23 protein-coding genes are annotated in these 19,513 nt (G+C 34.2%); 8 read left to right on the forward strand and 15 right to left on the reverse strand.

The window, feature by feature from the left end; all coding sequences use genetic code 11:
• Positions 1-59: 59 nt before the first annotated feature.
• The 6 genes from B5E95_RS02310 to B5E95_RS02335 form a co-directional block, all read right to left on the reverse strand.
• Complete coding sequence (locus B5E95_RS02310) at positions 60-995, reverse strand: AAA family ATPase (RefSeq protein WP_087175969.1); 936 nt, start codon at positions 993-995, stop codon at positions 60-62.
• A gap of 103 nt (positions 996-1,098) precedes the next feature.
• Positions 1,099-1,779: a 2,3-bisphosphoglycerate-dependent phosphoglycerate mutase gene (locus tag B5E95_RS02315; protein WP_087175968.1), complete on the reverse strand. Its 681-nt coding sequence runs from the start codon at positions 1,777-1,779 to the stop codon at positions 1,099-1,101.
• A 12-nt stretch (positions 1,780-1,791) separates the two neighbouring features.
• Positions 1,792-1,974, reverse strand: coding sequence for a DUF308 domain-containing protein (locus B5E95_RS02320; protein ID WP_025005245.1), 183 nt, complete (start codon positions 1,972-1,974; stop codon positions 1,792-1,794).
• 8 nt (positions 1,975-1,982) lie between these two features.
• The gene (locus B5E95_RS02325) at positions 1,983-2,882 is read right to left on the reverse strand and encodes a cation diffusion facilitator family transporter (RefSeq protein ID WP_087235496.1); all 900 of its coding nucleotides are present in this window, start codon (positions 2,880-2,882) and stop codon (positions 1,983-1,985) included.
• Between the two features lie 62 nt (positions 2,883-2,944).
• Positions 2,945-3,625 (reverse strand): histidine phosphatase family protein, encoded by a 681-nt coding sequence (locus B5E95_RS02330; RefSeq protein WP_025005247.1) that lies wholly within the window; start codon positions 3,623-3,625, stop codon positions 2,945-2,947.
• A gap of 39 nt (positions 3,626-3,664) precedes the next feature.
• Complete coding sequence (locus tag B5E95_RS02335) at positions 3,665-4,423, reverse strand: sulfite exporter TauE/SafE family protein (protein WP_087175967.1); 759 nt, start codon at positions 4,421-4,423, stop codon at positions 3,665-3,667.
• Between the two features lie 73 nt (positions 4,424-4,496).
• On the opposite strand from B5E95_RS02335, the gene B5E95_RS02340 reads away from it, so the two are divergent.
• Both B5E95_RS02340 and B5E95_RS02345 read left to right on the forward strand, forming a co-directional pair.
• The gene (locus B5E95_RS02340) at positions 4,497-5,156 is read left to right on the forward strand and encodes an HAD family hydrolase (RefSeq protein WP_025005248.1); all 660 of its coding nucleotides are present in this window, start codon (positions 4,497-4,499) and stop codon (positions 5,154-5,156) included.
• Positions 5,157-5,197: 41 nt separating this feature from the next.
• Positions 5,198-5,782, forward strand: a complete 585-nt coding sequence (locus B5E95_RS02345) for a DJ-1 family glyoxalase III (RefSeq protein ID WP_025005249.1) — start codon at positions 5,198-5,200, stop codon at positions 5,780-5,782.
• A gap of 310 nt (positions 5,783-6,092) precedes the next feature.
• Here the strand turns inward: B5E95_RS02345 and B5E95_RS02350 are convergent, their stop codons facing one another.
• From B5E95_RS02350 to B5E95_RS02360, 3 genes are read right to left on the reverse strand one after another with little or no spacing between them, the layout of a single operon-like run.
• Positions 6,093-6,464, reverse strand: coding sequence for a YjcQ family protein (locus B5E95_RS02350; protein WP_013641487.1), 372 nt, complete (start codon positions 6,462-6,464; stop codon positions 6,093-6,095).
• Positions 6,464-9,244 (reverse strand): DNA methyltransferase, encoded by a 2,781-nt coding sequence (locus tag B5E95_RS02355; RefSeq protein WP_087235497.1) that lies wholly within the window; start codon positions 9,242-9,244, stop codon positions 6,464-6,466. The genes B5E95_RS02350 and B5E95_RS02355 overlap by 1 nt, the downstream gene beginning before the upstream one ends.
• Before the next feature lie 41 nt (positions 9,245-9,285).
• Positions 9,286-10,413: a hypothetical protein gene (locus B5E95_RS02360; protein ID WP_087235498.1), complete on the reverse strand. Its 1,128-nt coding sequence runs from the start codon at positions 10,411-10,413 to the stop codon at positions 9,286-9,288.
• Positions 10,414-10,560: 147 nt separating this feature from the next.
• Between B5E95_RS02360 and B5E95_RS02365 the strand changes: the two genes are divergently transcribed.
• The 6 genes from B5E95_RS02365 (at position 10,561) to B5E95_RS02390 (ending at position 15,128) form a co-directional block, all read left to right on the forward strand.
• Positions 10,561-10,866, forward strand: a complete 306-nt coding sequence (locus B5E95_RS02365) for a hypothetical protein (RefSeq protein ID WP_087235499.1) — start codon at positions 10,561-10,563, stop codon at positions 10,864-10,866.
• A gap of 2 nt (positions 10,867-10,868) precedes the next feature.
• The gene (locus B5E95_RS02370; RefSeq protein WP_087235500.1) at positions 10,869-11,951 is read left to right on the forward strand and encodes a type IV secretory system conjugative DNA transfer family protein; all 1,083 of its coding nucleotides are present in this window, start codon (positions 10,869-10,871) and stop codon (positions 11,949-11,951) included.
• Positions 11,952-11,956: 5 nt separating this feature from the next.
• A complete protein-coding gene (locus B5E95_RS02375) occupies positions 11,957-12,463 on the forward strand; it encodes a hypothetical protein (RefSeq protein WP_023061761.1) in 507 nt (168 codons plus the stop codon).
• A gap of 187 nt (positions 12,464-12,650) precedes the next feature.
• The gene (locus tag B5E95_RS02380; protein ID WP_087235501.1) at positions 12,651-13,751 is read left to right on the forward strand and encodes a Rep family protein; all 1,101 of its coding nucleotides are present in this window, start codon (positions 12,651-12,653) and stop codon (positions 13,749-13,751) included.
• A gap of 61 nt (positions 13,752-13,812) precedes the next feature.
• Entirely contained in the window at positions 13,813-14,001 is a 189-nt protein-coding gene (locus B5E95_RS02385; protein ID WP_087235502.1) for a hypothetical protein, read from the forward strand.
• A gap of 74 nt (positions 14,002-14,075) precedes the next feature.
• Complete coding sequence (locus tag B5E95_RS02390; RefSeq protein WP_087235507.1) at positions 14,076-15,128, forward strand: site-specific integrase; 1,053 nt, start codon at positions 14,076-14,078, stop codon at positions 15,126-15,128.
• A gap of 69 nt (positions 15,129-15,197) precedes the next feature.
• Here the strand turns inward: B5E95_RS02390 and rpsI are convergent, their stop codons facing one another.
• The 6 genes from rpsI to B5E95_RS02420 form a co-directional block, all read right to left on the reverse strand.
• Positions 15,198-15,593, reverse strand: a complete 396-nt coding sequence (rpsI, locus tag B5E95_RS02395) for a 30S ribosomal protein S9 (protein WP_003625832.1) — start codon at positions 15,591-15,593, stop codon at positions 15,198-15,200.
• Positions 15,594-15,608: 15 nt separating this feature from the next.
• A complete protein-coding gene (gene rplM, locus B5E95_RS02400; protein WP_025005250.1) occupies positions 15,609-16,052 on the reverse strand; it encodes a 50S ribosomal protein L13 in 444 nt (147 codons plus the stop codon).
• A 113-nt stretch (positions 16,053-16,165) separates the two neighbouring features.
• Positions 16,166-16,945, reverse strand: coding sequence for a tRNA pseudouridine(38-40) synthase TruA (gene truA, locus B5E95_RS02405; protein ID WP_056945456.1), 780 nt, complete (start codon positions 16,943-16,945; stop codon positions 16,166-16,168).
• A gap of 2 nt (positions 16,946-16,947) precedes the next feature.
• The gene (locus B5E95_RS02410) at positions 16,948-17,745 is read right to left on the reverse strand and encodes an energy-coupling factor transporter transmembrane component T family protein (protein WP_087175964.1); all 798 of its coding nucleotides are present in this window, start codon (positions 17,743-17,745) and stop codon (positions 16,948-16,950) included.
• Complete coding sequence (locus B5E95_RS02415) at positions 17,745-18,596, reverse strand: energy-coupling factor transporter ATPase (protein WP_087235503.1); 852 nt, start codon at positions 18,594-18,596, stop codon at positions 17,745-17,747. The genes B5E95_RS02410 and B5E95_RS02415 overlap by 1 nt, the downstream gene beginning before the upstream one ends.
• Positions 18,572-19,423: an energy-coupling factor transporter ATPase gene (locus tag B5E95_RS02420; protein ID WP_087235504.1), complete on the reverse strand. Its 852-nt coding sequence runs from the start codon at positions 19,421-19,423 to the stop codon at positions 18,572-18,574. The genes B5E95_RS02415 and B5E95_RS02420 overlap by 25 nt, the downstream gene beginning before the upstream one ends.
• Between the last annotated feature and the right edge of the window lie 90 nt (positions 19,424-19,513).

Genomic DNA, 19,513 nt, shown 5'->3' on the forward strand with positions numbered 1-19,513 from the left:
AGTAAAATAAAAAAGACACAGTTAGGTAAGAAAATCTTACCAACTGTGTTTTTTTGTTTTTACCAAATATGTAACAAACGTGTTGGGTCTAACTTGCTTAAGTTAAACTGATGAACGTGCTGCTTAGAATTTTCTGGAAATTTCTTAACAAAATCGGCTACGTTGTAGAGCCCTGTTGAATATGTCCAAACTCCCTTAATTTTTCTAATCGGATCTAGCATTTCATTTCTGATTGGGTAAGCAGAAATCAAGAAATGCTTGTGATGAAACTTGAATACAAAGTATGGTAACTTAAATTGTTTTACAGCTTCATCTTCGGTCTTAGCAATTGAAACTACATTGCGATATGTACCATATTTTTCAGTAAACTTTTCATTAAATGAAAAATAGAAATTAGAGATATGCACATGTGGAAAATCTTCTTCTTCCACTTGATCTGGAACTGCAATCACATGTGCATAACTATCTAAATTACTTTCTCTTTGGGACAAAGCGTGATCCATCTGATTAGGGACAATCTTGTGTGCCCAATATGGTACTTCAGGATGGGCTTCATATGAACGATACATTTGCTTAACTACTTCTGGTTTTACCCAGTCATAATGTATTCTTGTCTGGTTACGTTTAAGCAAATTCTCTAATGTATTGTGTTGCATCAAATCAACCACAAAACATTCATAATGATACTTATCCACCCATGACTTAAAATGTTCAATTGCACTTGGAACAATATGCGTTCCATCGACAATTACGGTTTCCCCATGTTCCATCTTGTGTTCTACAAGGTGATCCACCATTTGCTCAGTACGCACTGTTACGTGCCGCGGAATAACTTGGTGTAATACATCCGCATCCTCTTGATAATAAACTGTCAAATCCGCCAATAATAACCTTATTTGATCTCGACTAATCGCATAAGGCGTTAAGTGATGGCGTGCAATAAAAGAAGATTTACCGGAGCCAGGTGCACCTCGTAATAAAAATAATTTACGCATGCCTAATACTCCAAACTAAATATACTAGAAATCATTATAGATTTTACCATAGATACGCGAAAATCATTATTAAGAGCACTAAAAAAATGCAGCAAGCTGCATTTTACCCCCGAAGTATTTCTTTTTTAACAATATTTAACTGATCATCCATAGTATAAACAATTGGTTCTGCGTTAGGCACTTCCAAGTTTACAATATCGTGATTGTTAATATTTTCTAGTTTTTTGATTAAAGCTCGCAGGCTTGAACCATGAGCTACTATTAATTGATCTTCTCCATTAAGCAATCTTGAGGCAATGTGATCATAATAATATGGCATCAATCTCTTTTGCGTTTGATGCAAACTCTCTGCACGCGGCATTAAATGTTGATCACACAACTTATAGCGACGATCAATAATTGGCGATCCCTGCTTGGGCGGAATGGAATCAAAACTGCGCCGCCATAATAAAACCTGTTCTACACCAAAGACTTTGCGTGAGATATCCTTGTTGAGGCCTCTCAAGGCGCCATAATGCCGTTCATTTAAGCGCCACGTCTTAGTCATAGGTAGCCACAAAAAATCGCATGTTTCAGCTACAATATTGGCTGTCACAATGGCACGAGATAAGACAGAAGTATGAATATGCGTTGGTGCAAAATCAGAAATAGTATTAATCAATTCACCTGCTTTTTTAGCTTGTTGCTCGCCCTTCTTAGTTAATGGCACATCATTCCAGCCCGTATAAACATTTGCGGCGTTAGCAACACTTTCACCATGTCGAACCAATACTAATTTCGCCATTTTATCGATCCTTTATTTAAGTAAACATCTAACAATCATAACTATACCAGCAATTGTAAAAATTATCCCCAAAATCATAAACGCCTTAATGCCGCCCTTATTATTGGGCTGCTTGCGTCTATTAAAGGCATAAGACATGTCATAGATTCCCATGATTAAAACAATTATCGCTGTAAAAATATTAACTGAGAACATCTTTTCACCTAATCCTCATTAGTCCCACGGCCTGGAACGATCATTTTATCATTGCGTCCACGTTCGCATTCCGCTTGTAACGTCACATGGTTAATACCCAATTTGGCTTTAAGTTTTTTACCAATATCTTGATAAAGATTCTCAAGCTCATCTGCATGAAGATTGCGATCAACATTAATATGGGCATCCATCATAATAAAGTCATCACTATAGCGCCATACATGGACATGGTGAATATTCTTTACTTCTGGAAAAGAAAGCACAATGTCATTAACCGAATTTAAATCAATATCAGGATTTGATTCCATCAATACATTAGCAGCCTTCATCGTGATCTCATAAGCCTCATGTAAAACAAAGACTGAAACTAGAATTGTCAAAACAGGGTCAAGCCAAGTTACATTCCAAAAGTAAATAAAAATCGCACCAATTACAACAGCCACACTAGATAGCGCATCACTAAGCATGTGGATAAATGTTGAACGGACATTTAAGTTTCCTTTAGCATCATGATGCATCGCTAACATAGAAATAATATTGGCGACTAGTCCGATAATTGATACAACTAACATAATTCCACCATGAATATGTTCCGGTTGCCAAAATCTTTGAATAGCTTCGACGAATAATACAACACTGATAACTATTAGCACAACTCCATTAGTAAACGCAGCCAAGGTTTCGGCTCGATCATAGCCAAAAGTCTTTCGTTGATTGCGACTTCTTCTACTAATTAAGTGAGCTACAAAAGATAAAATAATGGCCCCCACATCGCTTAAGTTATGCACAGTATCTGAAAGCAATGCCAGTGAACCTGATAAAATACCACCTAAAAATTCCGCAATAGTAATTATCACATTAAGCAATGTAACAAATACATAACGCTTTGTTGTATGATCTTTATTCATAAATATTTTCCTTCCGTTATCAGTGTACCAAAAAAGCCCTACTTATGCAGTAGGACTTATTTTTACAGTTTTTCGGCATTGACATTGTAATCTACAATTTCAAATTTACCATTATCGTGCAAAATTCCACGAGTGACACTTCCATTATCTGGGAAAATGATATCGTGCTTACCATCGCTCTTATTCCAATATTTAATAGATAAAGTCTTGATAAAATCACCATGAGTTACTAATAAAACTCTTTGTTCATTTTTAGTCACATCTTTTAACACATCTATGGCACGAACCATACGTTTATCTAACTCATCTTTATCTTCGGCTAAGTGTCTTGGATCAGCTCTCTTAGTAGCTTCACGAAATTCACGCAAACCTACTTGGTTGATAATCTTAGCAACATTATCTTCATGCCCTATACCTGCTGCCATTGCTACTTGATCCCAGGTTTGGTTAATATCATCACCTTCAAAAGTTCCGAAGAATACTTCACGAAATTCAGGCAACTTTTTAATTTTACCAATATCTGAGACCAAGTTAGCATCTTTCATTAAATGAACAGTATCAATTGCTCTTTTTAAATCAGATGAATACATATTATCAAAGTGAACTTGACTCAAAGCATTAGCAGTCACTTTTAAATCGTTAATTCCCTTAACAGTCAGTGGTGAATCACACCAGCCTTGCACCTTATTCAATTGGTTAAACATGGTTTCACCATGACGAACTAAATAAACTTCTGTTGACATATTAACCCTCCCTTTACATTAATAAACATTGTATCAAACTTAACGAATATATGCTGTATAAAAGAAATATGATGCTTGAACAAATGCAAGTGTAGCAATGAAAATTCGAACTGGCTTCTCTGGCACTCGCCTTAAAATTGCAGGTCCAATATAGCCACCAGCAAACATCCCTATGGCTAATGGTATTGCCTGCAGCCAATAGATATGCGAAGTAAACATAAAAATAATAAGAGCCACTAAATTAGCAAAACCACAAATCACATTTTTGATTGCGTTAATCACGATGAATTTTTCATTAGTAATGTAGGTCAAAAGCACGAGTACTATTACACCACCGGCTGCACCGAAATAGCCAGTGTAGGCTCCCATTATTAAAAGCGCAATGAAATAGATCACCTTTAACCACATCGGCTGCTTTTTGGTATTCAAACTATGATGTTTGCCTGAAACAATGATCATAATTCCAGAAAATGCTATGAAAAATGGTACTGCTTTTTCAAAGACACTGGATGGAAATGAAAGTAAAAGCATGCAACCAATAATTGAACCGACTACAGTAAAAATAGTGTAAAACCAGACCTGTTTCCAATGTCCCTTTAACTCTTTCGTAGAGGAGACAGTTGAACCTATACTAGTCCAAATTAATGCGGCATCGTTTGTTACATTGGCAAAAACCGGCGGAATACCCACAGCTAAAAGCACCGGATACGAGGCAAGTGATGCCATTGATGCAATAGAAGAAAGTAAGCCGCCAGCTACTCCACCTAACAATAAAAAGATTATCGTCCAAATCGTCATTTTCTATTCCCTTTCTTTACACCATCCAATCCATTATAATTCTAGTAGTTACTAACATAAAGGAAGTTATCAAATGTCTACATTCAATACTTTAATTTTTATTCCTGAGGGCAGTCTTTTAAATGAAAAACTAGCTGAAAAAAATGCTCTTCGCCAAACTTTAAAACATTACGGCATAGATTGGGGACCAGCTGAACGGATTAAATATACTAGTTTGCAAAAGCAATTTAAGCTTTTATCCACAGATGAACAAATCGATCTAGCTTTGTCCACATACCTAAAAGAAGATTTAGCTGAAACACGAGCTGTTTTTGCACAAAAAATGCAAGAACAAACTCGCTTAGTTAAAGGCGCTACAGATTTTTTAGATGAAATTACTGGTTCTCTTCGTCTAATTTTACTTGCTAAAGAAACCAAAGCTCAAATTGAGCCACGTCTTGCGCCAACTGAATTACTCAGTTCTTTTAACTTTGCTTATTTTGCAGACGATTTTAAAGATAAGCTGCCTAGTAAAAATATCTTTTTCAAAATATTGAAGGATCATCCTGAGATTGATCCTGACAGTACTCTCGTGATTGGCACAAATCTAGATGAAGAAATTCAAGGCGCAGAAAACGCAAATCTAAAATCTTTATGGCTTGCACCAAAAAAGGATAAAATTCCTATCTCACCTCGTCCTACCCTGCATTTAAGCAAATTAGCAGACCTTGATTTTTATCTAGACCTTGATTAATAGTTATAATAAATATATGTCACTTAGAAAGGATGATTTTGATGACAAAAGTTGCTGTTATCTTTGCAGATGGTTGTGAAGAAGTTGAAGGTTTAAGTGTAGTCGATGTATTACGCCGTCTAAATGTTGAATGTGATATGGTCGGCTTGCACAGTAAAGACGTAGATGGTGATCACCACATTAAGTTAACTTGTGACAAAGTTGTGGACAACAGTTTGCTTGACTACGATTTAGTTGCTTTTCCAGGTGGAATGACTGGTTCAGCTAACTTACGTGATGATGAAAAGTTACGCGATTTAATGGTTAAGCGTCATGAAGCTGGAAAGTGGGATGCTGCAATGTGTGCTGCTCCTCGTGCATTAGCTCGCTATGGTGTATTAAAAGATGCTGAGTTCACTTGCTATCCAGGTATTGAAGAAGAATGTGCTAAGTATGATCCAAGCGCTCATTTCAGTGAAAGAATTACTGTCACTGACAAAGAACACAAAGTTTTGACTAGCCGTGGTCCAGCTACTGCTTGGGCATTTGCTTACGCTATTGCAGAAGCACTTGGTGTTGATACTAAGCAATTGAAGCATGGTATGCTTTACGACTACTTAGCTGATAATATTCAAGATAGTTTATAATTTGTGGAAAACTAAGAGCTAAAATGTTCTTAGTTTTTTATTGCACCAAAAAAGCATCCCTGATTGGGATGCTTTTTGTATAAACGTAAATCCAAAGATTAACGCTTTGAGAATTTTAGGTCAGTAAAACTAGAACAATTTTCCATTTTATTGAATTCTAATCCATCATATTCCTTATGATTTTCATTTAAATTAACTATAATATGGAATAAACTGGAACAAAATTCTTCAAGTTGGAAAACTTTGTGACCAATTGTGACCATTTAGCCGATTATTTTACTAAATTTCATCCTTTTTGGATGGAGTTTTTTTATTTAAACAGAGGTATCCAATCTCTAACTTCCTTTGACACTTTATATGCCTTTGTCATCATTGAGTTTTCAACTAAATATTGTAATCCAGAACTCGTAGCATATGTATTCTGAATATTACAAATTATAGTTGGACCTTGAATTGTCGACTTTAACGATACTCCTTTAATATACCCATCTTCTAAAAGCATTTGCAAAGTTAATACAAACTGTTTTTCTGAAATACCAATATTATCTGGGCTTAAAACATCTGGATTTACATCAGTGCCATTTTCGTAACAGTACTTCAAATACAAAAGAATCTTATAAGCTACATTGAAGTAATTATTCTTATTAACTTTTAAATCATTAGGATTGTAATCTTGGCTCATTATTGCTCCTTAGTCAGTTTTTCATACATCTTAAATAAGTGAGCTACAGCATCACTTTCAGTTGTTCCTTTAACTGATAAACCATAAGCTTCCATTACTGCGCGATCATTATCTTGATGTGCCTTAAGTAATTCCTTTGGCATGGTTAATGGATCATAAAGATCAGCAAGTGAACTATCTGGATATAATGCACGTGCATCTAAAATAGCCTGTGCAGTTTTTTCAATCTTCGCTTTTTGTTTATCTGTTGGTGTTGGCCATGGGAAAGTATTATACACCATATTTTTAGTATATCTATAGTCACTTTTCAATCTACTTCCTACTACTCGCATCCAGCTATTATGAATATTTGAATTCAAAATACCAAATTCATATATATTTGCATTTGGTAAAAAGAATAATAGATCACTTGGAATCGTATTTGCACTCAAAAAGCCTATTGGTATATATCTTCTTCTTTGTGATGAAGTTTTAGGTATGACGATAAAATTAGTATTCCAATCAGGTTGAGGTCTCTGAGCAAATAAAGTTGGAGTATTAGCCAAGGCTTGCGTACTTGGTGCCTTACTACGTAATCTAAACTCTCTCACTCGCTTAACCCTTTCTAGAATCAATGGATATTCTTTTAACTCATGAGGAGTAACACTTACTAACCACAAACAATATCTTTTCTTAGCATGTAAAAATTCTACAGCACCCAAAAATGGGTGAACCAATTGTACAGCTTGCGGTTCTTTTTGTAATAACTGATCTTTTTCATTTTTCGTTAATATAAAGCCACCACCATCTTTCGGCATATTGCCTAATTTCATTTCTGGCAAATCAGCAACTAAAGGCTTGGATGCTGACTTAACAATTATATTCGGACCTGATAATAAATATGGATTAATATTATCTACTTCAATCTCTTGATTACTTTCGTTAAATAAATATTTTTTCCTATTATAATTACCAAAAGTAAACCCTATTATCACACAATGAACATGTGCCTTTTCAGAAGCCTCACTATCCCAAACAAAACTTCTATATGCAAACATTATCTTAATATTATTTGCTAACATCTGTGTCCAAAAATCTGGCACTTGTACACCTTGAGTAATTGAATTAGTTGAAACAAAAGCACACTTAATAGAAGTATCTTTAGCATATCTTGCTGTCTTAGCATACCAGCAAACAACGTAATCCAATCTTCCTACCTTTTTAAAAAATAATTTTAAATTATTCTTTTGTTCTTTTGTCATCATATCGGATCCGATAAATGGTGGATTTCCCATAATATAATGACAAGCATAATTTGGAATCACATCATTCCAATCCATTGTTAAAGCATTGCCTTCATGAATATGAGTATATGTTTTCAACGGTAGGAAGTCCCAGTCTGCATAAAAAATATCTTTCGTCTCTTCAAGCATCTGACTTTCTGCAATCCAAAGGGCAGTTTTGGCAACAGATACAGCGAAATCATTAATTTCAATCCCATAGAATTGCTGAATAGAGACCTTAATGATATCTTTAGCCTGACCAACATCAAGTGAAGGATTAGGATAAATCAACTTTATCGCTTCATTTTCTAACTTTCTCAACTGTAAATATGTTTCAGTCAAGAAATTACCAGAACCACAAGCAGGATCAAAGAAAGTTAAATTAGCAAGCTTCTCTTGAAATTTTCTAGCCTTTTTCTTTAAAGTTGCTAATTGTTTTGTTTTCTTTATCTCATTCAGTTCATTCTTAAGATCATTCAAAAATAAAGGATCAATTACCTTATGAATATTTTCTACTGAAGTATAGTGCATCCCTCCCTGTCGTCTAGTTTCAGGGTTCAAAGTTGACTCAAATACAGCGCCAAAAATAGTAGGACTGATGTCAGACCAGTCAAACTCATCACTAGCTTTACTCAATAATAAGCTACGCAATTCATCAGTAAACGATGGAATCTCGATATCTTCATTAGAAAACATCCCACCATTAACATAAGGAAATTCCGCCAATTTAGGATCATCATCAGCTAAGTAAGGATCTCTATCTTCTTCTTTGGTATCCAATACCTTAAACAACTTAATCAAGGCTTGTCTCATTTGCCTTACATCAAATTGCTCAAGATAGTCATGAAACATATTTCTTTTGCCAAAAATCCCAGCATCTTCAGCGTATAAGCAAAATACAATTCTTACACAAAGCTGATTAATACTCTTTTGTGAATGTTCATTGTTAGGATCTTTATATTGCTTTAGAAGCTCATCATAAATCTTACCAACTAATTCACCAGCGCCTAATGAAACTTGCTTTTCTTTTTCTAGGTGTTCATTACTTTTATCAACCAAGAATTCAAGTTGATAGTAATTCTTTTCTAAATCCTTTAGTTCAATTCTAACTGGTTCAGAATTAGGATGCTCCATGTCATAAACACGAAACTCAACGAAGTTACAAGTAACAATCCAACGTGGGCGCTCAGAATAAGGCAAATTATTAGCGTATCTCTGTGCTTGTTGAAAAGGGGTTAATAACTCTCCACTAGATTGCCTAATAGGTTTATCTAGATCTTTGTTACTACCCTTTTGTTCTATCATAACGTGAGTTTGATCTATGTAACCATCAATAAAACTTTCGTGTGATAATTGCACTTTCTTTTCAAATTTAATAAATTGTTCTGGTTCTTCTACTCCGAGAACATCTCGTAACAGCTGTAGCCAAAATGATTGACTATCTTGTTTTTCATGCCCTCGATTTTGCCAGTTTTCAATAAATTTTTTTGCGTTTCGTTTTTGTGTTGTAATATCCATAATAAAAATTTCTCACTTAATTTTATGATGATAATTTAGCATTAAATATCTTTTATTCCAGCATTCCGTAAAGCATCAAATATCAAATTATCTGCATTATTTTTCTCTAAGTATTGATATAAAAAACGTGAAAAATTATGTCTAATATTTGAAGCTTGATTTGATAACACATTATCTTCGATCATCAATAATTCTAAGTTAGATAAAGTGTAGCTTTCAAACGAATATATTGAATTTTTTATTTTTTTCTTTAAATCTTTATCAGATATTTTAGCAATCTTATTAAAAGAATATTTAGAATGTAATTTCTCTTTTTCAACATTTTCCTTTACATCAAAGAAAAATGACTTTGATAACTTTGATTTTGCTTCAAGGAACTGTTTAAACATATTATTTTTTTCTAAACTGGCAAGATTAATTACTTGAGGAAAAATATCATTCCAAGTTCTAAGAAAACTTAGTATATCTTCATACCTGTCTAGTTCAACATTTCTTGCCAATTGCTGTGCTTTAACTTCATTAGCCACCTTCAAAGCAAAATCATCAATTAAAGAATCAATTTCCGTAAAAATATTATTTCTAAAATTAGACTGATTAAATTCAGATATGATTTCTTTAGGCGAATGAGGAAGAAGAGACAACGTTTTAGTCGGATATTCTCGTCTTTCAATCTCATGCTTCAATGCAAATAAATATGGTTCGGTCATAAGATATTTAGTCTTTCCTTTACCTGGAGTACCATATAAATTTTCATAGATGTCTCTCATCTCACTTTTCTCAATATCATCAAACTCATCATCTAATGCCGATAAAACTATACTTTGCTCATTTTCTTTAAATAAATAATCGTATTTAGGAAAAACATGCAATTTTTCAATTTTATTATCAGAGAAAAGATTTCGTGACCAACCTTTGTAAGCATTTTGCTTAAACCATTCTTCATCTGTAGTAGTAGGTTTTCTATTATTTATTTTCAAATACGTTCCTTTTATATCTGATCTAATAATTTTTTGTAATTGTCGTCTTTGTGTAGAAAGATAGTCGTCATTTTTACTGTAAAAAGAATTCCAATGTTTTCGTATTTTTTTTTCTGCTTCCTCGAATGTAAACCATTTATTGGCTTTAACTATATCTTCCAAATGTTTTCTTTCTTTATCAGATAGCTTCATTATAAATACCTTATTTTATTTTCTAACAATGACCATTTAACCTATACATCATTTAACTGCCGTAAACTATAAGAGAATTAAGTTTACGGCAGTTATCTTAATTCAATTATACTAATAAATTGCCTTTAATTAGAAAGGACTTTCATCATGAAAGCAAGAAGATCTAGTGGCTACTCAGAAGAAGTAGCAAGCATTTACGTACCAGAAGATACAGATGTTGTGTTGTTAAGTACTAAGCTTGAACCACGAGTAAAGTGGGAAAATCGCAAGCCAACGGATGAAATTACGGGCTATCGCATCTTATGTGGTATGCCAGATAATTATTTTTACGTTAAGTTTGATAAAAAGGTTAAGTTGCCACCTTATAAATCAACCGTTAAGTTTAAGCATTTACAAGCTTGTGAAGTAGATAATAGTGTCTGGTTTAAGGCTGAAGACATTGAGGAGGCTTAAAAATGATAAAGCCGACCCTCGATGAAATTGCCTCTCATTGCAAACAGGCCATTAATATGGCTTTGAATAAAGATGGTGAAACTTCTTATACCTTATCATTTGATATTGTTGCTACGGAGCAAGAACTGGATTTTATCTTTTATAGTCCTTCTGCTTTGTTGCTTAACCAAGAACTTTATAATCGACTAACATCGATTATCAGTACGAACGCTTATCCTTATTTTACAGTCTTTCCGCAACCATCACCGCTTTTAGTACCATGGGAAACTGATAATTTACATAAAGCCCGAGCGTGGGCTTTTCCATGGAAAAGAGGCATCTCAAAACGACTTATTGTAAATGATGTTGATTCGTTTTTAGATCTTAATACTAAAAATGGAAATATTTGGTTAATGAGAAATTATTTTGTGAATATTAATTCCCTGAGTTCAGCTGCCATCATGGGTTTATCAGGGAGTGGCAAAACCATGCTCACTAAATGGCTCAATAGCAATATTGCCAGAATGGGAAAAGTAATTACGATTGATCCGAAAGGCTCAAAAGATTTAGTTTGGTGGGCGCGTGATAATAACCAAGAAATTATCTATCCATCACCAGATGTATCAAAGTCTGATTTCTTATCTAAAGTGAATGATAAGCTAAGCCAAGTACTGCAATTAGTTTATAAAAGACAAAATGAATATCTTAAATCACATGATAATATCAACAAGAAATTCCCTCCTGTTGTTGTAACTATTGATGAACTTAGTGCTCTTACAACAGGTGCTAATAAGAGAATTGTTGATTCTTTCTTTAGCTTACTACAAACAATTACCTTACTAGCAAGGGAAAGTAATGTACATTTAATCTTGATTTCACAAGAGTTAGATGCAAAAACGATACCTACATCTGTAAGATCTCAATGTAACTTACGTATCTTAATGGGTCTTGTAAATTCCAAGAGCTGTCAATACCTATTTCCAGATTATGATGTTTCAAGTATTGTTGTACCTTCTGGCGTAGCAACTGGAATTGTACAGAAGATCAACAGTAATGAGGTGCCAGCAATTACTCCGTTTCTGGCACCTACAGTAAAAGGATGGTAAATAATATGAAATTATTTTTTCCAATTTATGAATCATTAGCAAGCGTAATCATTATTTGTTTAGACTGGTTAATTCATCGATTCAACCTGTTCATACAGTATCAAACTATAGTTTTAATAATAGGTGTTGGTCTACTAATTCTGGCAGCTATTTCAGTTTATCTATTGTCTAGAAAACGTGGCTTTGGTAACTACTGCAAGTCATTAAATGATAGTTGCAGATTAAGAAGTTTTCTACGTCAGCAAAATACAATCAATGATTTCACGTCAAAAGCAAAGGTTAATCTTGATCAGAGAATATATAATTCTGCTCTTTGGTACACATACATTGATTATGCGGAAGACTCAATGGAAGTACGAGTATGTATTCCTAACAACTTTAAAGCAAAGAAAGTATTAGATAGCAATCTAGATAATATTGCTCAAGAAGTAAGCAGTTATACCGATAAGTATATTTGCTCAGGTCATACTCGTAAAGGTAGCTTTTACATCTATAAAGGAGAAAAGAAATAATGCGCGGTTTGGAGCTAGCGCTTGTCGTAGACAAAAGCGCTAAAGCGGAAAACCGCGCGTACAAAACTTATCCGCCATAGCTGTGTAAACAATCCTACAAGTACGATTATATCGGGGCTGAGAGCTTGTTATTCAGCCCCGAAAGTTAATATGCTATTCGTGTAATTAAGAAAGGAAATCCTTAAATGTGAAAAAGAAAATACGTTCTCACAATTTCATGTATACACAAGATTTAGATCATTTACCGTTTAACAAAGATGAGCTAAAAGATCGACTTGAAAAGTCAGGTGCAGAAGAGTGGGCTTATATCTTGCATGATAAGGATATTGATGAAAATAACAAAAAGGTTCGACCTCATTTTCATGTAATGATTCATTTCAAAGATGCTAAAACAATCTCGAGAATATCTAAGATTTTCAATGATCATGAACAATACATCGAAGCTTGGCACAGTACTATTAATAATGGTTACAGTTACCTAATTCATGAAACTAATAATGCTAAGAGCAAATACCATTATGATCCTAAAGAGGTAGTAGCTTCATTTGATTTTAAAGATAGAATCAATGAGATTAGACAAAAAGTCAAAAAGCCATCACGTCAAGCAATTGAAAACTTTATTGATGACTATTCAAATGAAAAGCTTTCAAAAGAAGAACTTCAAGAAAAAATTGGTGTTCTTGAGATGGCTAAGCATAAAACTTTGTTAGATCACATTGAGGATATTCTAGCATACAAGAAACATCAGCAATTTCTAAAAGATTTCAAAGGGCAAAAGTGTACAACTTATTGGATCTGGGGATCTTCTGGAATTGGAAAAACAAAACTTGTCCGTGAAGTTTTAGAAGAATTACATCCCGATAACTTTATTATCCTTGGGTCACAACGTGATCACTTTCAAGAGTACAAAGGTCAAGAGTTTATAGTAATTAATGACCTTAGACCTAATGATTATGACTATGGTCAATTACTTACTCTTTTAGACCCTTGGGAAATTGATAAAATGGCTCCTGCGAGATATCACGATCGCTATTTGAATGCTCGTTCAATTTATATTACTACACCATACGATCCACTTAGTTTTTATTTTGAATGTAACATTTCAAATCAAGTAGTAGATTCGTTTGAGCAATTGAAAAGAAGAATTGTTTCTTTAAAACTAACCGAGGATACGTATAGTGATCTAAAAAAAGAACTAATTAAAGATGAAGAAATAGCAGAAGCAATTTGGAAGATAAAATCACAAAAAAATACTAGTCATGCTAATAGCGACAAAAGCAATGACTAGATTATCACTCACCTAGATTTTATCCCAAATTTGATAACTTAACAAATTCAGGAGAACGACAATGTCAAAACTATTAACTCGCGAAGAAGCTTCAAAATACATTGGTATTGATCCCAAAACTTTCGATAAAGTATTTCGCTCTGATCCTGATTTTAAAAGATTTAAATTGGGAGAACATACAGAACGTTTTACCATTAAAAGTATCGAAGCTTTCATTGATTCAAAAGAAACTACCTTAAAAAAGATTTGAGAATTGGTCGGTTATCTGCTAACTTTATTGCTGGTAAGATAATCGGCTTTTCTTTTGAAAGGACGATTAAATTTATGGCAAGTATTGAAAAACGTGGCTCTTCATACAGAGCTAGAGTAACTATTTATCAACATGGAAAGCGTGATTATTTAACAAAAAGCTTTAAAACTGAAAAAGAAGCTAAAGTTTGGGGTACTACTCTTGAACTACAAAAGGCTAAAGGTCAAGCAATAGCCCAGCAAAACACTTTATTCAAGGACTTTTATTACTTATTCGTTCAGACAGTAAAAGTACATGATGTTAGAAAAGCTACTTTTGATAATTATGTTAAAGCTGGTAAAGTAATTGATAATCTTTTTCCAATCGCTAAACTTGGTAAGCTTGATGATGTGCAAATGCAAAGTATCTTAGATAAATATGGTGAAACACATTCTAAGAAAACAGTAACCGAGTTACTTAAGAAAATTAGAATTGCCCTCCGTTATGCATATGCTAAGGGATACATTTATAATGATTTTGCTAGTTTACTTAAAGCACATGGAAAAGAATTACCTAAACGCAATAAAGCTTTATCAATGTCTGATCTAACTAAGTTAAAACATTACTTACTTGAACATACAGATAATGAATTTAACTTAATGGTATTGCTTGAAATAAGTACTGGTCTTAGACGTGGCGAAATTTTAGGTATTAAGCCTGAAGATGTGCATTACGATGGTCAGTATTATTGCGTTGAAGTAAAACGATCAATTAGCCCTACTACTGATGATACAAAATTAAAAACTAAGCATTCTAGACGTAGTGTGACTATTCCTAAAAATATTTATGACTTATTGAAGGATATTCCTCAAAAGGATTCAGGATATTTGTTTGACTGGTTCAGCTTTAAACAATCAGGCATGTTAAAAGAATTGCTCAAAAAAATAGGCATCCCTCCAACCACATTTCATGGTTTAAGAGATACCCACGCTTCTTTTTTATTCAGTAATAATATTCCTTTGTCTTATGTTAGCAGAAGATTAGGACATGATTCAATCTTAACTACTGAAAAATATTATCTGGAATTAATGCCAGAAAAAAAGCACTCGCAAGATGCGAATGCTTTAAATCTATTGGAATCCCTATAGTATTGTGACCATAGGTGACCAACTGAAGTCTCCAAAACGTTGATATAACAACATTCTTAAACGTAAATATTAACGCTTTGAGAATTGTGAAGCTTTACGGGCTTTCTTCAAACCTGGCTTCTTTCTTTCCTTCATTCTTGGGTCACGAGTTAAGAAACCTGCCTTCTTAAGTGGACCACGGAAGTCTGGGTCAACTTCAAGAAGAGCACGTGCAATACCGTGACGGATAGCTCCAGCTTGGCCAGAGAAACCACCACCGTTAACATTAACGTGAACGTCGTATTGACCTTCAGTTTCAGTTAATGTTAAAGGTTGCTTTAAATCTTTAACCAAGTTAGGGTATGGAATGTATTGATCAACATCTTTACCGTTAACAGTGATCTTACCGTTACCTGGTACTAAACGAACACGCGCAACTGAATCCTTGCGGCGACCAGTACCTGTGTATGCAGCTTGTTGTGCCATTATTTAACCTCCTAATTAAATTAACTTGTTGATATCTAACTTTTCAGGCTTTTGTGCTTCGTGCTTGTGGTCTTCGCCAGCATAAACATGCATCTTCATGAATTCATGATGACCAAGAGTGTTCTTTGGAAGCATACCCTTAACTGAGATTTCAACCATCTTAACTGGGTTATTAGCAAGCAACTCGCCGTATGAAACAGCCTTCAAGCCACCACGCCATTCTGAGTGGTGGTAGTAGAACTTGTCTGAAGCCTTTTTACCAGTCAACTTAATCTTTGAAGCGTTGATAACAATAACGTTATCACCGGTATCAACATTAGGTGTGTATTGAGGCTTGTTCTTACCTCTCAAAATAGTGGCTACAGCTGCAGAAAGACGACCTAAAGATACGTCGGTTGCATCAACAATGTACCACTTACGTTCGATTTCACTAGATTTTGCTAATGGTGTAGTACGCAATTTAAATTCCTCCGTTTATTTGCAGTTTGAAAACAATAAGTTTCCGGGGCCTATCGTGGACAAACATACTATACTAGAGTACGTCCTTTTTGCTAAAAAGTCAATTATAAATGCTAGTCTAATCTATATTTTTGTGGTATTTCATCATAAAAAACATGATAAAGATAAAGACCACTTGCTTGAGCCGTTTGTCGTACTTCCTGCCTATCTTTAGCGGCAATTACACGCTTTAAATCATGAATTGGACGCCGTCCATTGCCGATTTCAAGCAATGCAGCAACCATAATTCGAACCATATTGTATAAAAAACCAGAACCAATAAAATCGAATATTATTTCATTCTCTTTTTCGTCCTTAACAATGTTTACATAATAAATTGTTCTAACTTTATCTTCTATTTGCCCACCGCTTGCCGCAAAACTAGTAAAATCATGTTTGCCTAACAAGTCTTGCGCAGCTTCTTGCATTTTTTCTACGTCTAGCACATATGGAAAATGTCCTGTATAAAACCGTTTAAATGGATTAACAAAATGATCCAAACTTACACGATAGCGATACCATTTACCTTTAATAGAATATCTAGCATGAAAATTTTCATTAACTATTTCACAATCATTAAAAATAATATCAGTTGGCATCATTGAATTTAACGCCAAGATCATTCGATTAGCTGGAATAGTTTTACCAGGATAATCAAAATGAATTACCTGTCCAACAGCATGAACTCCAGCATCTGTTCTACCAGAGCCTTGAACAATAATGCGTTTTCCCTTAGTCATTTTCTTTAATGCATCTTCAACGGTTCCCTGAACTGTACGTTGATCTGGCTGCAGCTGAAAGCCATGAAATAAATGACCATCATATGCCATTGTCATCTTATATCTAGTTGCCATAATTAATGTGTCCTAAAAATTAACAATAGTCCTACCAACAAAACAAAATATGCCAAAGAAATCAAATCATATTTTGACCAATTTAAAACTCGATATTTGGTTCTTCCTTCACTCCCACGATATCCACGTGATTCCATCGCAGTAGAGAGATCAATCGCTGTCTCAAGTGAGTGAATGAATAATGGGATAAGAATCGGTGCGATTGCTTTAGCTCTTTTTATTAAGCCACCATCATTAAAATCCGCTCCACGTGATCTTTGAGCATTCATGATTTTTAATGTCTCATCAAATAAAGTCGGAACAAAACGTAAAGCAATCGAAATGACGAGTGCAATTTTATCTACAGGAACTTTCACCACTTTTAAAGGCTTAAGTAACCATTCCATTGCATCTGCTATCTCCAGAGGCATAGTCGTCACCGTCATTACTGTGGAAATCAAAATGATTAACGTGAAACGGACAAAAATATATATCGCATTTACGATACCATAGCTTGAAATACTAAATATCCACCAATGCCAAAAAACTTTGCCACCAGTCATAAAAAACAATTGTAATAGGGAAGTAAAGAAAATTAAGCCTATTAAAGGTTTAACACCATTCAAAAACACTCGAGCTTTTAATCCTGTAGCAATTATCGCTAAAAAGCAAAATAAGGTAATAATTGCATAAGTAATAGGATTATTGGCTAAAAAGATGGCCAAAATAAACAAAATAGTGATTAATAATTTACCTCGGGGATCCATTTTATAAACAAGAGAATCACCTGGAATATATCGTCCAATAATTATCTTACTCATTAAACTCCCCCCTGCACATTTTCCTTAATTCCATCAACTAATTCTTTGATTGTCAACGGATTTTCTTTAAATCTGAAGCCCTTTAACGATGATGCAAACAAACTAGAAGTAGGTTCATCTAAATAATGCTTTTTTAACCATTCCTCATTTTCAAAAACTTTTTGTGGTTTATCATGTTTAATCAATTTTCCGTGTTCCATTACTAAAACATCATTCGCATATTTAGCAACATCATCCATATTATGAGTAACCAAAATAACAGTATGACCGGCCTTTTGATAATTCACAAAAATCTGCATCATTTCTTCTCGAGCTCGTGGATCTAATCCCGCTCCAGGCTCATCCAGACAGAGTATTTGAGGTTCATTGACCATTACACCTGCAATTGCAACGCGTCTCATCTGTCCCCCAGAAAGCTCAAATGGAGACTTAGAAATCACATCCGTTGACAACCCCACTTGCTCTAGCCATTTCTTTGCTTTAGCTTCGGCCTCTTTATCACTCATTCCAAAGTTTTTTGGACCAAATTTCACATCATCAAGTACAGTGTTTTCAAATAATTGACTTTCTGGAAATTGAAACACTAATCCTACTTCTTTACGCAGTTTTTTTAAGTTCTTATTTCCAGTTTGGGACGTAATATGATATCCCGCTACATCAATTGTTCCTGAACTCGGTTTTAGCAATGCATTAAAATGCTGCATTAAAGTCGATTTTCCACTACCTGTATGTCCGATTAATGCAATAAAACTATTGTCTAATAATTCAAAAGAAACATTGTCTAACCCTTTTTTCTCCATTGTTGTTCCAGGAGAATAAACATAATTTACATTTTCAAATTTAATTGACATAGATATTGCTTCAACTCATCTTTCGTTTTTACATTCTGGGGCACTCGAATCCCATTTTTATTTAATTCCAGTATTAATTTATTAGTAAATGGAATATCTAACCCTATTTGTTTAAGCATAGAAGTTTTATTAAAAATCTTTTCTGGTGGATCCTGATCAATTATTTCACCATCATTTAAAACAATCACACTATCTGCCATACTGGCTTCATCGATATCATGTGTAATGGAAATAACCGTTAAATCCTTTTTCTGCATCAACTCACTAATTATTCTAAGAACTTGTTTTCTCCCACTCGGATCAAGCATAGAAGTAGATTCATCTAAAATAATAATTTTGGGTTCGACAGCTAGTATTCCAGCAATAGCTATTCTTTGCTTTTGTCCACCAGAGAGATTAGCGGGTTCAGAGTCAATATATTCCAACATGCCTACTTCAGATAAAACGTTCCTTACTGTTTTTATCATTTCTTCTCTAGGTACGCCGCGATTTTCTAAGCCAAAAGCTACGTCATCCCCTACAGTAGCACCAACAAATTGATTATCCGGATTTTGAAAAACTATTCCAACTTTTTCTCTAATATTCCAGATATTTTCAGCCGTCACAGGTGTACCTAAAACCGTAATTTTACTATTAGAATTCTCATCTGGTAACAGTAACCCATTGATCAACTTGGAAATTGTTGATTTTCCGCTACCATTATGTCCAATTAAAGACGTCCATGACCCTTTTTTTACTGTAAAATTAACATCCTTTAAAACAGCTTTTTTTGTATCTGGATAAGTAAACTTGACATGTTGAAACTCAACAGCATCATCCTTAGGCATGCTGACACTTCCCCTCTAAACTACTTATTAGTAATTGTAACAGAAAAAAGAGCAAAAAAAATCATCCATGAAGAGGGATGATTTCTATCA

This window comes from Lactobacillus gallinarum, from assembly GCF_002160635.1.
GTDB lineage: Bacteria > Bacillota > Bacilli > Lactobacillales > Lactobacillaceae > Lactobacillus > Lactobacillus gallinarum.

Excerpts from the sequence above, each read along its gene's own strand:
- B5E95_RS02310 (WP_087175969.1), bottom strand. The coding sequence starts at position 995 with ATGCGTAAATTATTTTTATTACGAGGTGCACCTGGCTCCGGTAAATCT.
- B5E95_RS02315 (WP_087175968.1), bottom strand. The coding sequence starts at position 1,779 with ATGGCGAAATTAGTATTGGTTCGACATGGTGAAAGTGTTGCTAACGCC.
- B5E95_RS02320 (WP_025005245.1), bottom strand. The coding sequence starts at position 1,974 with ATGTTCTCAGTTAATATTTTTACAGCGATAATTGTTTTAATCATGGGA.
- B5E95_RS02325 (WP_087235496.1), bottom strand. The coding sequence starts at position 2,882 with ATGAATAAAGATCATACAACAAAGCGTTATGTATTTGTTACATTGCTT.
- B5E95_RS02330 (WP_025005247.1), bottom strand. The coding sequence starts at position 3,625 with ATGTCAACAGAAGTTTATTTAGTTCGTCATGGTGAAACCATGTTTAAC.
- B5E95_RS02335 (WP_087175967.1), bottom strand. The coding sequence starts at position 4,423 with ATGACGATTTGGACGATAATCTTTTTATTGTTAGGTGGAGTAGCTGGC.
- B5E95_RS02340 (WP_025005248.1), top strand. The coding sequence starts at position 4,497 with ATGTCTACATTCAATACTTTAATTTTTATTCCTGAGGGCAGTCTTTTA.
- B5E95_RS02345 (WP_025005249.1), top strand. The coding sequence starts at position 5,198 with ATGACAAAAGTTGCTGTTATCTTTGCAGATGGTTGTGAAGAAGTTGAA.
- B5E95_RS02350 (WP_013641487.1), bottom strand. The coding sequence starts at position 6,464 with ATGAGCCAAGATTACAATCCTAATGATTTAAAAGTTAATAAGAATAAT.
- B5E95_RS02355 (WP_087235497.1), bottom strand. The coding sequence starts at position 9,244 with ATGGATATTACAACACAAAAACGAAACGCAAAAAAATTTATTGAAAAC.
- B5E95_RS02360 (WP_087235498.1), bottom strand. The coding sequence starts at position 10,413 with ATGAAGCTATCTGATAAAGAAAGAAAACATTTGGAAGATATAGTTAAA.
- B5E95_RS02365 (WP_087235499.1), top strand. The coding sequence starts at position 10,561 with ATGAAAGCAAGAAGATCTAGTGGCTACTCAGAAGAAGTAGCAAGCATT.
- B5E95_RS02370 (WP_087235500.1), top strand. The coding sequence starts at position 10,869 with ATGATAAAGCCGACCCTCGATGAAATTGCCTCTCATTGCAAACAGGCC.
- B5E95_RS02375 (WP_023061761.1), top strand. The coding sequence starts at position 11,957 with ATGAAATTATTTTTTCCAATTTATGAATCATTAGCAAGCGTAATCATT.
- B5E95_RS02385 (WP_087235502.1), top strand. The coding sequence starts at position 13,813 with ATGTCAAAACTATTAACTCGCGAAGAAGCTTCAAAATACATTGGTATT.
- B5E95_RS02390 (WP_087235507.1), top strand. The coding sequence starts at position 14,076 with ATGGCAAGTATTGAAAAACGTGGCTCTTCATACAGAGCTAGAGTAACT.
- rpsI (WP_003625832.1), bottom strand. The coding sequence starts at position 15,593 with ATGGCACAACAAGCTGCATACACAGGTACTGGTCGCCGCAAGGATTCA.
- truA (WP_056945456.1), bottom strand. The coding sequence starts at position 16,945 with ATGGCAACTAGATATAAGATGACAATGGCATATGATGGTCATTTATTT.
- B5E95_RS02410 (WP_087175964.1), bottom strand. The coding sequence starts at position 17,745 with ATGAGTAAGATAATTATTGGACGATATATTCCAGGTGATTCTCTTGTT.
- B5E95_RS02415 (WP_087235503.1), bottom strand. The coding sequence starts at position 18,596 with ATGTCAATTAAATTTGAAAATGTAAATTATGTTTATTCTCCTGGAACA.
- B5E95_RS02420 (WP_087235504.1), bottom strand. The coding sequence starts at position 19,423 with ATGCCTAAGGATGATGCTGTTGAGTTTCAACATGTCAAGTTTACTTAT.